This window comes from Arthrobacter sp. efr-133-R2A-120, assembly GCF_030209835.1.
Classification (GTDB): domain Bacteria; phylum Actinomycetota; class Actinomycetes; order Actinomycetales; family Micrococcaceae; genus Arthrobacter.
The window spans coordinates 26,997-43,542 of the sequence record NZ_JARVRF010000006.1 but is presented as its reverse complement, the minus strand read 5'-3'; the positions used below and the strand labels follow the sequence as shown (position 1 = coordinate 43,542).

The following is a 16,546-nucleotide window of genomic DNA, read 5'->3' as shown; positions in this document are numbered from 1 at the left end:
GATGAAAAATCTTGCTTGCTCCAAGTGGTTGACATCACGGAGATTCGTAATATGTTGGATAGCGAAACAAACTCCACATCGACTACCCGGAGCACTCAATGACGATTCAGCCCACCCGTGAAGACAAGTTCTCGTTCGGCCTTTGGACCGTGGGTTGGGAGGCGCAGGACCAATTCGGTTCCGCCACCCGCCCTCCCTTGGACACCGTGGAAGCCGTCAACCGGCTTAGCGACCTTGGCGCCTACGGCATCACTTTTCACGACAACGACCTGTTCCCCTTCGGCTGCTCGGCTGCCGATCGCCAGCGCGAGATCGACCGGTTGCAGGGAGCGCTCAAGGCCACGGGGATGATCGTTCCCATGGTCACCACCAACCTGTTCAGCCACCCCGTCTTCAAGGACGGCGGCTTCACGAGCAACGATCGCGGCGTCCGCCGCTTCGCCCTGCGCAAGGTGCTGGACAACATCGATCTCGCCGCTGAACTCGGCGCCGAAACTTTCGTCATGTGGGGCGGACGCGAAGGCAGCGAGTACGACGCCGCCAAGGACATCCGCGGGGCCCTCGAGCGCTACCGCGAGGCCGTCAACCTGCTGGGCGACTACGTCACGGACAAGGGCTACAACATCCGCTTCGCGATCGAACCGAAGCCGAACGAACCCCGCGGCGACATCCTCCTCCCCACCCTGGGCCACGCCCTTGCCTTCATCGAAACCCTGGAACGTCCCGAACTCGTAGGCATCAACCCCGAGACCGGCCACGAGCAGATGGCCGGGCTGAACTTCACGCACGGCATCGCCCAGGCCCTGTACCAGGGCAAGCTCTTCCACATCGACCTCAACGGCCAGCGCAGCATCAAGTTCGACCAGGACCTGGTGTTCGGCCACGGTGACCTGCAGAACGCTTTCTCCCTGGTGGACTTGCTCGAAAACGGCGGTCCCGACGGCGGCCCCTCCTACCAGGGCCCGCGCCACTTCGACTACAAGCCCAGCCGCACCGAGGACATCGATGGCGTGTGGGACTCTGCGGCCGCGAACATGCAGACCTACTTGCTGCTCAAGGAGCGCGCCAAGGCATTCCGTGCCGACCCTGAGGTCCAGGAAGCCCTCCAGGCATCACGGGTGGCTGAAATCAACGAGCCCACCCTGAATCCGGGCGAAGGCTACGAGCAGTTGCGTGCGGACAAGTCCGCGTACGAGGACTTCGACGTCGACGCCTACTTCGGCGGCAAGGGCTTCGGATTCGTGAAGCTCCAGCAGCTCTTCATCGAGCACCTTCTCGGAGCACGCTGATCCCGTGGCCACTGCTTCCTTGAACCTTGTTGCCGGGGTTGATTCCTCTACTCAAAGCTGCAAAGTGGTGGTCCTGGACGCGGAAAGCGGTGAGCTTGTCCGTTCGGGGCGAGCGAGCCACCCGGACGGGACGGAGGTCCATCCGGACGAGTGGTGGCGGGCGCTGTCTGAAGCGTTCGACGACGCCGGCGGCCTGACCAATGTCAGCGCACTGTCCGTAGGGGGCCAGCAGCACGGCATGGTGCTGCTGGACCGCGAGGGCAATGTGGTGCGGCCGGCGTTGTTGTGGAACGACACCCGCTCCGCCGGATCCGCGGAGGATCTCACCGCAGAAGTAGGGGCGGAGGACTTCGCCCAGCGGACCGGGCTGGTGCCGGTGGCTTCATTTACGATCACGAAGATCCGCTGGATCAGGGACCACGAGCCCGAAAGCATGGCCAAGGTGGCCGCCGTCGCGCTCCCCCACGACTGGCTCACGTGGCGTCTCCGCGGTTACGGTCCAGCGGGCTCAAGCCCGCTGGGGCCAGACCTGGACGAACTCACCACTGACCGTTCGGATGCCAGCGGCACCGGCTACTGGAGCCCGCTGACCGGACGCTACGATCTGGACTTGTTCAAGCTGGCGTTCGGCCAGGACGCACGGGAAGCCTCGGGCGGGTCAGCGACGGCGGCGCCCGGCGTCGTCGTCGTGCCCCGCGTGCTGGGCCCGGGCGAAACCGCAGGGCGTGTGCACCCGGCGTGTTTCGGGGGTACTAGCGCAAGCAGTGCTGTCGAGGGCGGGATCGTGCTCGGCGTCGGGGCGGGGGACAACGCCGCAGCGGCGCTTGGGCTCGGAGCCAAACCCGGCGACGTCGTGGTGTCCGTGGGTACCAGCGGTACAGTGTTCGCCGTCGACTCTTCACCCGGGCACGATGCGAGCGGGACCGTGGCGGGCTTCGCCGATGCGAGCGGTGAGTATTTGCCCATCGCGGTGACCCTGAACGCCGCCCGAGTGCTCAGTTCGGTTGCCGCGGTGCTCGACGTCGACTTCGACGAGCTGTCCAGGCTCGCCCTTGAAGCCGAGCCTGGCTCGGGAGGCGTGGTGCTGGTGCCGTACTTCGAAGGGGAACGGACTCCCAATCTGCCTCACGCGAAGGCCAGTTTCCACGGCCTCAGCATTGCCTCCACCACCCGGCCGAATATCGCCCGGGCCGCCATCGAAGGCATGCTTTGTGGACTCGCCGGAGGCCTGGACGCGCTGCGTGACCAGGGTGTTCGGGCGGAGCGATTGCTGTTGATCGGGGGCGCAGTACAGAATCCTGCCGTGCAACTTGTTGCGGCGCAGGTGTTCGACCTCCCTGTGGTTGTCCCGAGTCCTGGCGAATACGTTGCCCGAGGGGCGGCCGTCCAGGCGGCGTGGGCGCTCGCAGGCCACCGCCCGGATTGGTCCGTGGCCCTGGATGCCATACCCGAGCCGGACTTCCGTGCCTCGATCGGCCGGAACTACAGGAAGGCCAGTGCCCGCGTTGACACCGGCAACTGAACCGCTGCTCGTCAGGACACCGCTTCTGGATTCCGTGAACCAGGACCCGGTGCCTGCATCGGGCGATCCCGTCCGGTGGGGAGTCATTTCCACCGGACGGATCGCGTCGACCGTCGTGCAGGACCTCGCGCTCCTGCCCGACGCCGTCCTGCAGTCTGTGAGTTCCCGGACCCAGGAAAACGCGGAGGCGTTTGCCGCCGAGCACGGTTTCCAGGGCGCCTATGGCGACGACGGCGGGCTTCCGGGATACCAGCGTCTGCTCCAGGATCCTGCGGTAGATGTTGTCTATGTGGCAACGCCGCACACGAGGCACTATGCGGTGACGAGGGCTGCCCTTGAAGCCGGGAAGCACGTGTTGTGCGAGAAACCGTTGACCATCAGCGCCCGTGAAGCAGCGGATCTGGTCAGCCTGGCCCGGGAGAAAAGCCTGTTCCTGATGGAGGCCGTATGGACCCGGTTCCTGCCCAGCGTGCAACGGGCAGCTGAAATCATCGCATCCGGTGAACTCGGCGAGGTCCGGTGGTTGCAGGCTGATCTCGGATTTCCGGCGCCTGATCGGCCCGATTCCCGGCTATGGAGGCGCGAAGACGGGGGAGGCGCCCTGATGGACGTTGGGGTGTATCCCCTGACCTGGGCGCTTTTTAGCCTCGGCCGCCCCCAGTCCATCACGGCCACGGCACATCTCACCGATGGCGGAGTGGATTCCGAAACAGCACTGACGCTGACCTATTCCTCCGGAGCCCAGGTCCAGGCCATGACCTCGTTGACCGCGGCAACACCACAAACGGCCACGGTATGCGGCACCAAGGGGATGCTCCGATGCAACGCACCGCTCTTCAATCCGACCGAGTTGACCATTACCTCGAGCTCCGGTGAGCAGCGGGTGGAGAAATTCACCCCGGTCGGCCACGGCTACACCTACCAGCTGCGGGAAGTGATCCGCTGCCTGCAGCAGGGCCTGCTCGAGAGCCCCACTATGCCGTTGGCGGATACCTTGACCACCATGTCCCTGCTGGACGAAGCACGCAGCCAAGCGGGAATCAGCTACTCGGCGGACTAGGTGCGAAGGAGTGCTGGCCGGGTCAGGCTTCGAGCGGCAGCCGGCCGTCTTCTTCCGGGACAGGCCTTCCGCTTGGCCCTAAAGTGCTCTCGCGGAGGATGAGGCGGGGCTTGAGCGTCAGGACGCGGTGTTCGTGGTCGGGATTCCGGATCTCGTCGAGGAGGAGATTTATTGCCTCGGCGCCCATGCTGTGTCCGTCCTGGGCCACGGTGGACATGGAGATCGCGACTTCGGTGGCGAAGTGGTTGTTGTCGTAGCCGATGACGGCGACGTCTTCGGGCACGCGCAGGCCTCTTGCCATGAGTTCGTGGATGACCCCTGCCGCGATGCGGTCTGAGGGCGAAAGGATTCCGTCCGGCACGCGGTCCGCAGCTCGGCCGGTCACTTCGGCGGCGATTTTGCGTCCTTCATCGCTCTTGAGGCGACGGGAGGGGATGATCTCGAGGGTGGCATTGCCGGCCTCCATCACGGCCCGGAGGGCGCCGTTGCGCCGCTCCTTGATGGCGTGGAACTCCTCGGGGCCGCCGGCGAACAGCAGACGGCGGCGGCCGAGTTCAAGGAGGTGCCGTGCGGCCATGTAACCGCCATACTCCTCGTCCGAGAGGACTGCGCAGCAGTCCTGACGGCCGCCGGCGTAGTTGACCAGGACGATCCGGCGTCCGTGCCGCCGGACCCGGTCGACACCTTCCAGGCTTGCGTTCAAAGGCGTGAACAGGATGCCCGCCACCCGCGCCTCGTCGAAGATGTCCAGGTACGACTCCTGGCGCTTGAAGTCGATGTCGCTGTTGGCCAGCAGGAGGGCGTGGCCCGAGGTGCGGGCCTCGTCTTCGGCGCCCCTGGCAATGTCGACGAAGAGTGAGTTGTCGATGTCGGTGAGGACCAAGCCGACGGTACTGCTGCTGCCTGCCGCGAGCGAACGGGCAGCGCTGTTCGGGACGAAGCCAAGCTGCTCGACGGCGGCGAGCACCTTCTGGAGCGAACGTGCCGAGACCTTCTCCGGCTTGTTCAACGCATGCGAGACGGTCCCAAGTGACACTCCGGCAAGGCGCGCGACGTCCTGCATGCTGGGAGCCCGGCCCCCGTCTGCGGTCTGACTAGTCACGCGGTTCGCCCCTCAATCCTAAAGCGCTTCATTTATGGCTTCAAGCAAGGATAGAAGGCCGCGCTGACACGGTCAAGCCCAGCGAAGTCCGGCGAGATCTGAATTAAATCGTTTCAAAATCTATTGACGCACATCACATAGCACCTCTATTCTGAATCCAGATGAAGCGCTTCAATTAGCAAGCAACGTTTTCTACTCGATGGAGAGGTTCCCGTGATTCGTTGGATCAGCACCCCGGTGCCGGCATTGCCGGGAGGGACGCGATGAGCTCGGCAGAGCGCCAGTCGGTGGCGGTGGCCGAGGCTGCCGCGCCCGTTCCGCCCCTTGACCGCCGCACCCGGAAGTTCACCGCACGACGCATCGGCACCGTCCCGTGGTGGTTCGTTGTTCCGGCCCTCGTGTTCTTCCTGTTCGTGGTCCTGTGGCCGAGCGTGCAGGGCGCCGCCTACGCGTTCACCAACTGGGACGGGCTCTCGGCCACCAAGGACTTCGTGGGCCTGGCCCAGTTCGAACGCCTTCTCAAGGACCCCGGGGGCGTCGGTGCCGTGGTCCACACCCTGCTGATCGCCTTCGCTATCACTGTGGTGCAGAACCTCATCGGACTGCTGCTGGCCCTCGGCGTACACAGCAAGATCAAGAGCCGCAACATCCTGCGCGTGGCCCTCTTCACGCCGGCAGTGATTACGCCCGTTGCCACCGGCTACCTGTGGAAGTACCTCATGACCCCCGACGGGGCGATCAATCAGATCCTGGGGTTCTTCGGCCTCGGTGCCCTCCAGCACGATTGGCTGGGGGATGCCGACATCGCCCTATGGTCCATCGTCGCGACTGTGGTCTGGCAATTCGCCGGCTACTCGATGGTGATTTTCCTGGCAGGCCTGCAGGGAGTCCCTGAAGATGTGCTCGAGGCCTCCAGAATCGACGGCGCAGGCCCGTTCCGCCGGTTCTGGTACGTGGTCCGCCCGGAGCTGGCTCCGGCGATCACGATCAACCTGATGCTCTCGATCATCGGAGGCCTGAAGCTGTTCGACCAGGTCTGGGTCATGACTTCCGGCGGCCCCGGAACCTCGACGGACACCATGTCGACCCTGATCTACAAGAACGCGTTCCAGTTCGGCGACTTCAGCTACGGCATCGCCATGGCCCTGGTCCTGACCGCGTTCGTCGCGATCCTCTCCACCGCTCAATACAAGCTCCTCGGCAAGCAGGGAGGCACAAAGTGAACCGCTACACCTGGCGGACGTTCATCCTCGAGGCCGTCATGGTCCTCGTCGGCGTCCTCTTCTTCCTCCCCGTCTACATCCTGGTCAACCTGGCACTGAAGACGCCGGACGACCAGTCCTCCCCCTTGGCGCCGGTCACCAACATCACGTTCCAGAACTTCTCCGACGCGTGGAGCCAGGCCAACCTGGGCCAGGCCCTGCTGACCAGCGCCTTCGTCACCGTGTTCAGCGTACTGATCATCGTCGCCATCTCGGCACTGGCCGCCTACCCCCTGGCCCGGGTGACGAAGAGATGGTCGAAGTGGCTGTTCTTCGTCTTCATGCTGGGCCTGCTCCTGCCCTTCCAACTTGCCCTCATCCCGCTGTACACGACCATCCGGGACCTGGGGCTGCTCGGCAACCCGATCTCCCTGGTCCTGTACTACGCCGGACTGCAGGTTCCGTTCTCGGTCTTCCTCTACACCGGCTTCATCCGGGCGGTTCCCCTCGACTACGAGGAAGCCGCCGCGATCGACGGCGCCGGCCCGCTGCGGAGCTTCTTCTCGGTGATCTTCCCGCTGGTGCGTCCCATCACCGGCACGGTCATCATCCTGAACGTCCTTCACGTCTGGAACGACTTCCTGACCCCTTTGCTGTACCTGAGCGGCAGCAACCAACAAACCGTACCGGTCGCCCTGTTCTCGTTCGTCAGCCAGTACGTCTCGCAGTGGAACCTGGTCTTCGCCGGTCTGGTCATCACCATCGCGCCGATCCTCATCGCCTACTTCGCGATGCAGAACACCATCATCAAGGGCTTCGCCAGCGGTCTCAAAGGCTAGTCCCCTCACCTCATCTGCGTGAGGCCGTCCGGTCCTCACGTCTTTACCTAGGCAGCGCCCTGGCTGCAGTTCAAAGGAGAGCAACACAATGCACAAGAAGAGCCTTCTGGCCCTCTCGGTCGCCGTCGCCGCGGCCCTCGGCCTCACCGCATGCAGCGGAGGAAGTTCCAACGCCGGCGCCGGAGCAGGGGACGGAAAGACCCTGACCCTCGCGGCCACGACCAACGAAAAGCCCGCCCTCGACGCCGTCGTGGCCAAGTTCAAGGAACAGAACCCCGGTGTGGACGTGAAGTACACGACGTCGGCCCTGGACCAGTACCAGACCACCACCCGCACCCAGCTCTCCTCGGGAACCGCCCCTGACGTCGTCTTCGTCTGGCCGGGGGACGGCAACCCCATGGCCACCCGCGTGGTCGGCAAGGCCGGTTTCCTGGAAGACCTTTCCAGCCAGTCCTGGGCGAACAGCTTCCCGGCCGGGATCAAGCCGGTCACCCAGTACAACGGCAAGACCTACAGCGCCTCCGTTACGTTCTCCGGTATTGGCGCGGTCTACAACATGACCGCGATGACCCAGGCGGGCCTGACCCCGCCGACCACGTGGAGCGGTCTGCTGCAGTTCTGCTCCGCGGCGAAGGCCAAGGGCAAGACCGCTTTCGAGCTGGGCGCGCAGACAAACTGGGTCACCCAGCTCATCCCGTACGCACTGACCCCTACACTCGTCTACGGTCCGAACCCGAACTTCCCCCAGGACATGACCGACAAGAAGGCCACCTTCAGCGACTCGAAGTGGACCGACGCGCTCAACAAGTACGTCGAGATGCAGAAGGCCGGCTGCTTCCAGGCCAACCCCCTCGGCACTGACTACAACGCCAGCCTTGCCGCCGTCGCCAAGGGCGACGCGCTCAGCGTGGTGCAGGTGAACTCGGCCGTGGCCGCGATCAGCACGCAGGCACCGAAGGGCACCGAGCTGAACATGCTTCCGGTCCCTGCCAGCGACAACGTGGCTGATACCCGCATGGCCGGCGCCGCAGGATCGACCTACGGGGTCAACGCGCACGCTAAAAACAAGGACCTCGCGATCAAGTTCGTCAACTTCCTCGAGAGCCCTGAGGGCATGAACCTGTACGCGCAGACCAACAAGGCCCTGCCGGCGGTCCCGAACGATGCGTTCAAGGTTGACCCGGCCCTGAGCACGCTCCAGCGATACCAGAAGGGCGGCAAGACGGACGCGTTCATGGACCAGAACTGGCCCAACGCCCGCGTCCAGCAGACCCTCTTCCAGGTAGTGCAGGATCTCCTGGCCGGCAAGACGGACGCTAACGGGGCCCTGAAGCAAATGGACAGCGCCTACACCTCAGGCTCCTAGGCCCTCCCGGCCCGCCGCGCGAGCCGTAACCCGATCACCTGGCAGTGGCGGTCCCCAGGACCGCCACTGCCCTCACACCTCGAGAGCACTTGGGAAGAACCACATGACACTCCCGGCAACAGCCACAGCGACAGAAGAGACCACTGCAGCCACCGCCCGGGTGGTCCGTCTGCAGGCCGAACACCGGACGGTTGCCCTCGGCATCGGCGAAGCACGCCCCCGACTTTCCTGGCAGACACAAGCCCCTGCCGGGTGGCAACAGCGCAAGTACGAGATCGCCGTCGAGCGGGCAGGGAAGGCGCAGGTGACAACGGACGTCTTGTCTCCGGAGTCCGTGTTCGTGGAGTGGCCGTTCCCGGCACTGGAGTCCCGTGAGCGCGTCGAGGTGCACGTGCGGGTCTGGGGAAGCGACGCCAACCCGTCTCCCTGGAGCGAAGCCCTCACCATCGAGGCCGGCCTCCTCGGCCCCGAGGACTGGACGGCCCTGGCCATCAGTCCGGACCTGGAAAAAGACCGCGAGGAAGACAACCCCCCTGCCCTGCTCCGGCGCTCTTTCGCAGCCCGGGCAAGCATTGCCTCGGCCAGGCTCTACATCACCGGGCAAGGCGTGTACGAGGCGGAGATCAACGGCCGGCGGGTGGGGGACGAAGTCCTCGCCCCAGGCTGGACGAGCTACGACCACCGCCTGCTCTACTCAACGTTCGACGTCACTGGCTTCCTCCTCGACGGCGAGAACACCGTCGGCGCGTGGCTGGCCGACGGCTGGTTCCGCGGGCGCATCGGTTTCCAGGGAGGCAGCCGCAACACCTACGGGGACCGGACCTCCCTGCTCGCGCAGCTCGAAATCACCTACGACGACGGCCGGCGGGACGTCATCACCACCGACGACGGATGGCGAACCTCCCACGGACCCATCACTTTCGCGAGCTTCTACGACGGCGAACGCCACGACGCCCGCCTCGAGCAACCCGGCTGGTCGCAGCCCGGCTTTGATGACAGTGCATGGTCCGGGGTACGGGTCGTCGACCTGGCCAAGTCCACCCTCGAGGCCCCCGCAGGGCCGCCGGTCCGGTGCACCGAGGAGCTCGCGCCGCAACGCGTCTGGACATCGCCCTCAGGCAGGACCCTCGTCGACTTCGGCCAAAACCTCGTCGGCCGGCTCCGGCTCACTGCCCACGGCAAGCCTGGCGACACCGTGACCATCCGCCACGCGGAAGTCCTCCAGGACGGCGAGCTGTACACGAGGCCGTTGCGCCTGGCCGCCTCGACTGACGAATACACCCTCGCGGACGAGTCCGAGCACACGTGGGAGCCGCGGTTCGCCATGCACGGCTTCCGTTACGCGGAGATCACCGGGGCCGTCGACGCCGTCAATCTCGACGCGGTAACAGCCCGGGTCCACCACACCGACATGGAACGCACCGGCTGGTTCGAATGCTCGGACCCGCTCATCAACCGCCTGCACGAGAACGTCAGGTGGAGCATGCGCGGTAACTTCGTCAGCATCCCCACGGACTGCCCCCAACGTGACGAACGTCTCGGATGGACCGGCGACATCCAGGTCTTCGCCCCCACGGCCTCTTTCCTCTACGACTGCTCCGGGATGCTCGCCGGCTGGCTCAAGGACGTCGCCGACGAACAGCTCCCGGACGGGACCGTCCCCTGGTATGTCCCTTGGGTCCAGGCCGGTTCGTGGGAGGAGACGATCCCCGGGGCAGTGTGGGGCGACGTCGCCGTCCTCACCCCCTGGACCCTGTTCGAACGCTTCGGAGACAAGGGCGTGCTCGCCGACCAGTACGCCAGTGCCAAAGCGTGGGTCGAGCTCATGGCCGAACGGGCCGGTGAAACCCACCTTTGGGACGAAGGCTTCCAGCTCGGCGACTGGCTTGACCCCGCCGCGCCCCCGCACGACCCCGCAGACGCGCGCACCGACCGCTACCTCGTCGCCACTGCGTATTTCGCCTGGTCCGCACGCCATCTCTCGCGGATCGCCGGTGTCCTCGGCAATGCCGACGACGAGGCCCGGTACGCGGAATTGACCGGGAGGGTCAGGCAGGCATTCGCCCAGCGGTACGTTCGCGAGGACGGAACCATGACCAGCGACGCTCAGACCGCTTACGCCCTCGCGCTCGTGTTCGACCTCCTGCCCACAGAAGGGCAGAAGCGCCGCGCGGCCGGGCGCCTCGCCGAACTCGTTGCCGAATCCGGGAACCGCATCGCCACCGGATTCGCCGGCACCCCGGTCATCAGCGACGCCCTCACCCTCGGCGGCCACGTCGGGACCGCCTACGATCTGCTCAAGGAAGAAGAATGCCCCTCATGGCTGTACGCCGTGAAGCAAGGCGGAACCACGATCTGGGAACGGTGGGACTCGATGCTGCCCGACGGCACCATCAACCCCGGGGAGATGACCTCGTTCAACCACTACGCCCTCGGCGCAGTAGCTGACTGGATGCACCGTGTCGTGGGCGGGCTCTCACCCCTCGAACCCGGCTACAAGAAGATTGGCATCCGGCCGCAACCCGGGGGAGGGATCACCCACGCGACCACGCGCCACCTGACCCCCTACGGCATGGCCGAAGTCGCATGGCGGATCGAGAACGGGGCCATGCACCTCGACGCCACCATACCGACCGGCACGACGGCGACAGTCCAGCTCCCCGGCGGCCTCCCCAGCGAACTGGGCCCGGGAAAGCACCAGCTGAGCGTCCCGGTCATGTGAGCACTACTGCGCCGGAGCCACGCGGTTCCGGCGCAGGATCGTCGCCAGGCCGCACGGCACGGTCCAAATGGCCCGGAACCGCGGAACCCTGAATGATGATGAAGATCACCTTGTCGAAACAGGATTCTGGAGGAAACATGCCCGCCACGTCGTCGCCCGGGAGAGTGGGCGATGTCCGCAGGCAGAACCTGGCACTCGTGCTCGACGGGATCCAGGGGAACGGCGGGGCCACGCGCGCGCAGCTTGCCGCGGAAAGCGGCCTGACGAAGGCCTCCGTTTCGAGCCTGGTAGCCGATCTGCTTGAGTCCGGCCTGGTGCTGGAAACAAGTGTCACCCGCGACGGCGAACGGGGACGGCCCGGAACCGGTCTTCTCCTCAATCCGGCTCGCGGCGCTTTGGCCGCGGAAATCAATGTGGACTACCTCGCGGTGGGAGTCCTGGACTTCGCAGGGGAACTGGTCTTCCACGAAACCCTTGAACGGCACAACCGTGGGAGCCTGCCTTCCGACATCCTGCCGCTCCTCGTCGCCATCGCTCAGCGGGCAGCGGCAAAGGCGGCGGACGCAGGCGTCGAGCTTCTTGGCGGGGAACTGACGGTGCCCGGATTGGTGGACACGGAACACAACGTGGTGGTGGCCGCACCGAACCTGGGCTGGGCCGACGTCGGGCTGTCCGAAGAGCTGCCCCGGCTCCTGCCCGAAGCCCCCTTCGGAGTGACCCTCTCGAACGAGGCCAATAGCGCCGCGCTCGCGGAACTCTGGTTTGGCCACGGCGCAGATCACGGTACAAGGGATCGGTTCCGGGACTTCCTGTACATTTCCGGCGAAGTGGGCGTTGGTGGCGGCCTGGTCATGGCTTCCCAGCTCTTCGACGGCCCCCAGGGTCATGCCGGTGAGATCGGGCATGTGGTGGTGCATCCCGACGGCCCGCTGTGCGCCTGCGGCGGCCACGGCTGCCTTGAAACGTTCGCGGGCCAGGACGCCATATATTCCGCTGCTGGAATGGATCGGGATTCGACCACGCGGCATATGGCCCACTTGCTGCAACTTGCCCACGACGGCGATGAACTCGCGGTTTCAGCGGTGGAACAGGCCGGACGGTATCTCGGAATCGCGGTGGCCTCCACAGCGCGGGTGGCGAACATTTCCGCCGTCGTGCTGGGCGGTCATTTCGCCGTACTCGAGGAGTGGATCGCTCCCGCGCTGCGCCGGAGCTTGGACCACCACGCACCGGGACTGATCCCGGAAGGAAACCTGGCGTTCTCCGGACTGGGGCAGACGGGGGCCCTCAGGGGCGCCGCAGCAACCTCAGTCCGGAGAATTTTGAGCCAGGCCTACGAACTGATTCCCTGAACCTCCGCGAGCGGGGCCGCCAGCGCGGTCAGCTCCACGAGGTCCGGCCGTGCCACCGTGCTTTCGATCGACACCGCTGAGCCATTGTGGGCGGATGCGAGCACCGATTCCATGACCTCGAGCGCGTGGAACGCCAGTTGGCCGCCCGCGCGCGGCTCGGCGCCGGCCGGGGTGGCGGCGAGGTCGGCGATGCCGAAGCCCCTGCCCGAATCGATGTAGCCGGCCGAGACCGGAAGGGTCTGCCACGAGTCGGCGCCAAGCGTGAAGAGCTGGACGTCGCCGTCGAAGTGGTTCGGATCGGGAACCACCAGGGACCCTGCCGCGCCGTGGATCTCGATGTTGGCCGACTTGGTTTTCACCGCGTCGAAGCTCATCACCAGCGTGGACAGGGCGCCGGAGGCGTGGACCAGGACCCCGGTCACGTGCGAATCGATGGTCACCGGAATCACCTCGCCCTCGCGCGGGCCAGAACCAATGGTGCGCGTATTCCGTGTGTGGCTTGCGGCCCCAATGACCGAGACCACCGGGCCCAGCAGCGTGACCAGGGCGCTCACGTAGTAGGGACCCATGTCCAGCAGCGGTCCGCCGCCGGGCTGGTAGTAGAAGTCCGGGTTGGGGTGCCACCGCTCATGTCCCGGGGTCACCATGGTCGCCGTGGCCGAGATCGGCGTCCCGATCAGGCCGTCGTCGATCGCCTTCCGGGCGGTCTGGATCCCGGTGCCGAGCACCGTATCCGGCGCGCAGCCGACCACGACGCCGGCCTCCCGCGCCGCGTCCAGCACTTGCCGTGCCTCGGCGGTCGTCGCAGCGAGCGGCTTCTCACCATAGACACTCTTGCCGGCGGCGATCGCCTTCAAAGCGATCGGCGCATGCGCGGCCGGAATCGTGAGGTTCAGGACGAGCTCGACGTCGTCTGCCGCCAGGAGCTCGTCGACCGTCACCGCGCGGACGCCGTCGTAAGAATCCGCGACCGCCTGCGCCCGTGCGGGATCGAGGTCCGCGACGGCTACCAGGTCAATCGCTTCGAGTCGTCGGAAATTTGCCAGGTACTGGGCAATGATGGCTCCGCAGCCAATGATTCCGACCTTCAGCGGCTTGCCCACAGCATGCCCCTTTCGATGATCGCGCGGACGTTGCTGTCCTGGAGGATTTCCACGCGGTGGCCCGGGGTGCAGACGAAGATCCGTCCTTCGGCCCACTGCCGGGTCCAGATGGCGGGAGAGGTGACCTCCCGGTTCCACTGGTCCCATTCGCGGACCTTCTGGGTGGTGGTGGCGAGGACGTCGATGTAGTCGTCAGACAGGACCCAGTACTGCTCGGTGACCAAATCGAAGTCGCCGATTCCCTGCGTGATGGGGTGGCTGTCGGCGGCAGGCAGCATGTTCACTGTGTACGGCACGTAATTGTCCGACTGCTCGCCGATACGTTCGTCCGGATGTTTGCCCGGGTGACAGGCGAACTGGCCGCCGATCATATGCAGGTAGTCAGAGTTGTTCCGGTAGGAATCAGCGATGCCGCCGTGCCAGCCGGCAAGTCCCGTGCCGTTTTCGACGGCGGTGCGGAGCCCCTCGAACTCGTCTTTCTCGATGGTGGACATGGTCATGCACTGCACGATCAGGTCCACGCCGGCCATATATGCCGAATCGGCATATACCTTCGGGGATTCCTCCACCCGGACGTCGTAGCCGTTGTCCTTGAGGAACGGGATGAAGAGTTCCGTGGCTTCGAATGGCTGGTGGCCATCCCAGCCGCCACGGACCACCAGGGCGGTCTTCTTGTCAGTCATGGTTTCCTTTGCATAGAAATACGGCCGTACAGCCGAAAGACGAAATGGTCAGCGGCTTGAGAATGCGGCGTCGAAAGCGGCGACAGGCGGGGCGATGGCGGCGAGTTCCCGGACCATGGCCAAGGATTGCGGCGCTCCCACGAGGCGGTCCATGCCGGCGTCTTCCCACTCGACGCTGGTTGGACCCTCGTAGCCGATCGCATTGAGCGTCCGGAAGATCGGCTCCCATTTCACGTCGCCATGGCCTGCGGTGACGAAGTCCCAGCCCCGGCGCGGGTCCGCCCATGGAAGGTGGGATCCGAGACGGCCGTTGCGGCCATTGAGCTGGCGGATGGATTCCTTGACGTGCACGTGGAAGATCTTCGGCGCGAAATCCTGGAGGAACATCACCGGGTCCAGGTCCTGCCAGATGAAGTGGGATGGATCGAAGTTCAACCCGAAGCTCTCTCTGTGCCCCACGGCGTCCAGGGTACGTTTCGTCGTCCAGTAGTCGTAGGCGATCTCGGAGGGGTGCACTTCCAGGGCGAAGCGGACCCCCACCTCGTCGAACACGTCGAGGATCGGGTTCCAGCGGTCCGCGAAATCCTGGTAGCCGCGCTCGATCATCGACTCCGAGGCGGGCGGGAACATGGCCACGGCCTTCCAGATGGAGGAGCCCGTGAATCCCGTGACGGTCTTGACGCCGAGGCGTGCCGCGGCCCGTGCCGTCGCCTTCATGGCCTCGGCAGCGCGTTGGCGTACCCCTTCGGCTTCACCATTGCCCCAGATCTCATCGGACAGGATGTCCCGGTGACGCTCGTCGATCGGATCGTCACACACGGCCTGGCCCGTGAGGTGATTGGCAATCGCGAAGACCTTGAGGCCGTTCTTCTCAAGGATGTCGAGGCGTTCCTGGACATAGCCGTCGTCCACGGAAGCGCGGTAGGGATCGAGGTGGTCGCCCCAGCAGGCGATTTCGAGCCCGTCGAAGCCCCACTCGCCGGCAAGCCGTGCGACCTCTTCGAACGGCAGATCGGCCCACTGGCCGGTGAACAGTGTGATGGGTCTTGTCATCGGTGTTCCCTCCTAGACTTTCTGCCAGCGGCTGGACTCTGCGGCGCTGCCTTCCACGGCGGCCAGCACTTTTTGCACCTGCAGGGCATCAGCGAACGACGGCGAGGGCTGCTCGCCTGCGCCGATCGCCGTCACGAGGTCCACCACTTGGTGCGTGAAGCCGTGCTCGTATCCGAGGCCATGGCCGGTGGGCCACCAGTTGCCGACATAGGGGTGTTCGGGTTCCGTCACGAAGATCCGGCGGAATCCGGCGTCGGGCGATTCGGCGGCGTCGTAGAAGGACAAGACGTTCATGTCTTCGAAGTCGAACGCGAGGGACGCCTTGGTGCCGTTGACCTCCAGGCGCATGGCGTTCTTGCGTCCCAGCGCGAAACGCGTGGCCTCGAAAACGCCGACCGCGCCCGCGGAAGTCGCGCCGCCGTCGAGCCCGTCGCCGGAAAAACGGGCGCTGAAAATCGCCGCGTCATCGACGGTAACCGTGCCACGCGGCGCATCCGCGCCGACATCGCCGTGGCCGCCGAGTCCCACGAGGTCACCGGCCAGCGGCCGCTCGTGGACGAAGGTTTCCAGGAGCGCGGAAACGCCCGTGATCTTCCGCCCTGTGACCCACTGCGCGGCGTCGATGCTGTGCGCTCCGATGTCACCCAAGGAGCCCGATCCGGACTTGGATTTGTCGAGCCGCCAAGTCATGGGCGCGGTTTCGTCGCTGAGCCAGTCCTGCAGGTACTGTGCCCGCACGTGCCGGATGGTTCCCAGCCGGCCCTCTTCGACCATCCGCTTGGCCAACGCCAACGCTGGCGTGCGGCGGTAGCTGAAGCCGCACATCGAGAACACCCCGCGTTCTGCCGCGGCCTGGGCGGCTTCGGTCATGCGCTCCGCCTCCGCCACGGAATTGGCGAGGGGTTTCTCGCAGAGCACGTGCTTGCCCGCTTCAAGGGCAGCGATCGCGATCTCGGCGTGCGTGTTGCCCGGGGTGCAGATGTCGATCAGGTCGATGTCGTCCCGCTCGATGAGCCGGCGCCAATCCGTCTCCACGGATCCCCAGCCGAGCTTGCCCGCGGCCGCCCGGACGCCGTCGTCGTTCCGGCCGCACAGGGCGGTGAGCTGGGGGTCCAGCGGGAGATCGAAGAACCGCGGCGCTGTCCGCCAGGCGTGGGAGTGGGCGGCGCCCATGAATGCGTAGCCGACCATGCCGACGCGCAAGGGCTTTGCGGTAGTCATTGTGTTTCCTTTCGTGCTTTTCAAGAAGCGTT

Annotated in this window: 13 protein-coding genes; 8 read left to right on the top strand and 5 right to left on the bottom strand. The window is 65.6% G+C overall.

Annotation, left to right across the window (positions count from 1 at the left end; genetic code table 11):
* Positions 1 to 98 precede the first annotated feature (98 nt).
* Genes xylA through QRN52_RS04295 form a run of 3 tightly spaced genes read left to right on the top strand, consistent with a single transcriptional unit; the run spans position 99 to position 3,871 of the window.
* The gene (xylA, locus tag QRN52_RS04305) at positions 99 to 1,289 is read left to right on the top strand and encodes a xylose isomerase (RefSeq protein ID WP_284751538.1); all 1,191 of its coding nucleotides are present in this window, start codon (positions 99 to 101) and stop codon (positions 1,287 to 1,289) included.
* Positions 1,290 to 1,308: 19 nt separating this feature from the next.
* A complete protein-coding gene (xylB, locus tag QRN52_RS04300; protein WP_284751570.1) occupies positions 1,309 to 2,811 on the top strand; it encodes a xylulokinase in 1,503 nt (500 codons plus the stop codon).
* Positions 2,786 to 3,871, top strand: a complete 1,086-nt coding sequence (locus QRN52_RS04295) for a Gfo/Idh/MocA family protein (RefSeq protein WP_502869688.1) — start codon at positions 2,786 to 2,788, stop codon at positions 3,869 to 3,871. The genes xylB and QRN52_RS04295 overlap by 26 nt, the downstream gene beginning before the upstream one ends.
* 22 nt (positions 3,872 to 3,893) lie before the next feature.
* On the opposite strand, the gene QRN52_RS04290 is transcribed toward QRN52_RS04295, so the two are convergent.
* Complete coding sequence (locus tag QRN52_RS04290) at positions 3,894 to 4,973, bottom strand: LacI family DNA-binding transcriptional regulator (RefSeq protein WP_284751537.1); 1,080 nt, start codon at positions 4,971 to 4,973, stop codon at positions 3,894 to 3,896.
* A 263-nt stretch (positions 4,974 to 5,236) separates the two neighbouring features.
* Here QRN52_RS04290 and QRN52_RS04285 point away from each other — a divergent pair, with 263 nt between their 5' ends.
* The 5 genes from QRN52_RS04285 (at position 5,237) to QRN52_RS04265 (ending at position 12,454) form a co-directional block, all read left to right on the top strand.
* Positions 5,237 to 6,196, top strand: a complete 960-nt coding sequence (locus tag QRN52_RS04285) for a carbohydrate ABC transporter permease (protein WP_284751536.1) — start codon at positions 5,237 to 5,239, stop codon at positions 6,194 to 6,196.
* Positions 6,193 to 7,014, top strand: coding sequence for a carbohydrate ABC transporter permease (locus QRN52_RS04280; RefSeq protein ID WP_284751535.1), 822 nt, complete (start codon positions 6,193 to 6,195; stop codon positions 7,012 to 7,014). The genes QRN52_RS04285 and QRN52_RS04280 overlap by 4 nt, the downstream gene beginning before the upstream one ends.
* 88 nt (positions 7,015 to 7,102) lie before the next feature.
* Entirely contained in the window at positions 7,103 to 8,380 is a 1,278-nt protein-coding gene (locus tag QRN52_RS04275) for an ABC transporter substrate-binding protein (protein ID WP_284751534.1), read from the top strand.
* A 103-nt stretch (positions 8,381 to 8,483) separates the two neighbouring features.
* Positions 8,484 to 11,102 (top strand): glycoside hydrolase family 78 protein, encoded by a 2,619-nt coding sequence (locus QRN52_RS04270; protein WP_284751533.1) that lies wholly within the window; start codon positions 8,484 to 8,486, stop codon positions 11,100 to 11,102.
* Between the two features lie 137 nt (positions 11,103 to 11,239).
* Positions 11,240 to 12,454, top strand: coding sequence for an ROK family transcriptional regulator (locus QRN52_RS04265; protein ID WP_284751532.1), 1,215 nt, complete (start codon positions 11,240 to 11,242; stop codon positions 12,452 to 12,454).
* Here the strand turns inward: QRN52_RS04265 and QRN52_RS04260 are convergent.
* Genes QRN52_RS04260 through QRN52_RS04245 form a run of 4 tightly spaced genes read right to left on the bottom strand, consistent with a single transcriptional unit; the run spans position 12,436 to position 16,514 of the window.
* Positions 12,436 to 13,557: a Gfo/Idh/MocA family protein gene (locus tag QRN52_RS04260; protein WP_284751531.1), complete on the bottom strand. Its 1,122-nt coding sequence runs from the start codon at positions 13,555 to 13,557 to the stop codon at positions 12,436 to 12,438. The two genes, QRN52_RS04265 and QRN52_RS04260, sit on opposite strands and share 19 nt — an antisense overlap.
* Positions 13,542 to 14,240 carry a ThuA domain-containing protein gene (locus tag QRN52_RS04255; RefSeq protein ID WP_284751530.1) on the bottom strand — a complete coding sequence of 233 codons (699 nt, stop codon included), beginning with the start codon at positions 14,238 to 14,240 and terminating at the stop codon, positions 13,542 to 13,544. Before QRN52_RS04255 ends, QRN52_RS04260 begins: the two co-directional genes overlap by 16 nt.
* A gap of 48 nt (positions 14,241 to 14,288) precedes the next feature.
* On the bottom strand, positions 14,289 to 15,293 hold the full coding sequence (locus QRN52_RS04250) for a sugar phosphate isomerase/epimerase family protein (RefSeq protein WP_284751529.1): 1,005 nt from the start codon (positions 15,291 to 15,293) through the stop codon (positions 14,289 to 14,291).
* Between the two features lie 12 nt (positions 15,294 to 15,305).
* A complete protein-coding gene (locus QRN52_RS04245; RefSeq protein ID WP_284751528.1) occupies positions 15,306 to 16,514 on the bottom strand; it encodes a Gfo/Idh/MocA family protein in 1,209 nt (402 codons plus the stop codon).
* Positions 16,515 to 16,546 lie beyond the last annotated feature (32 nt).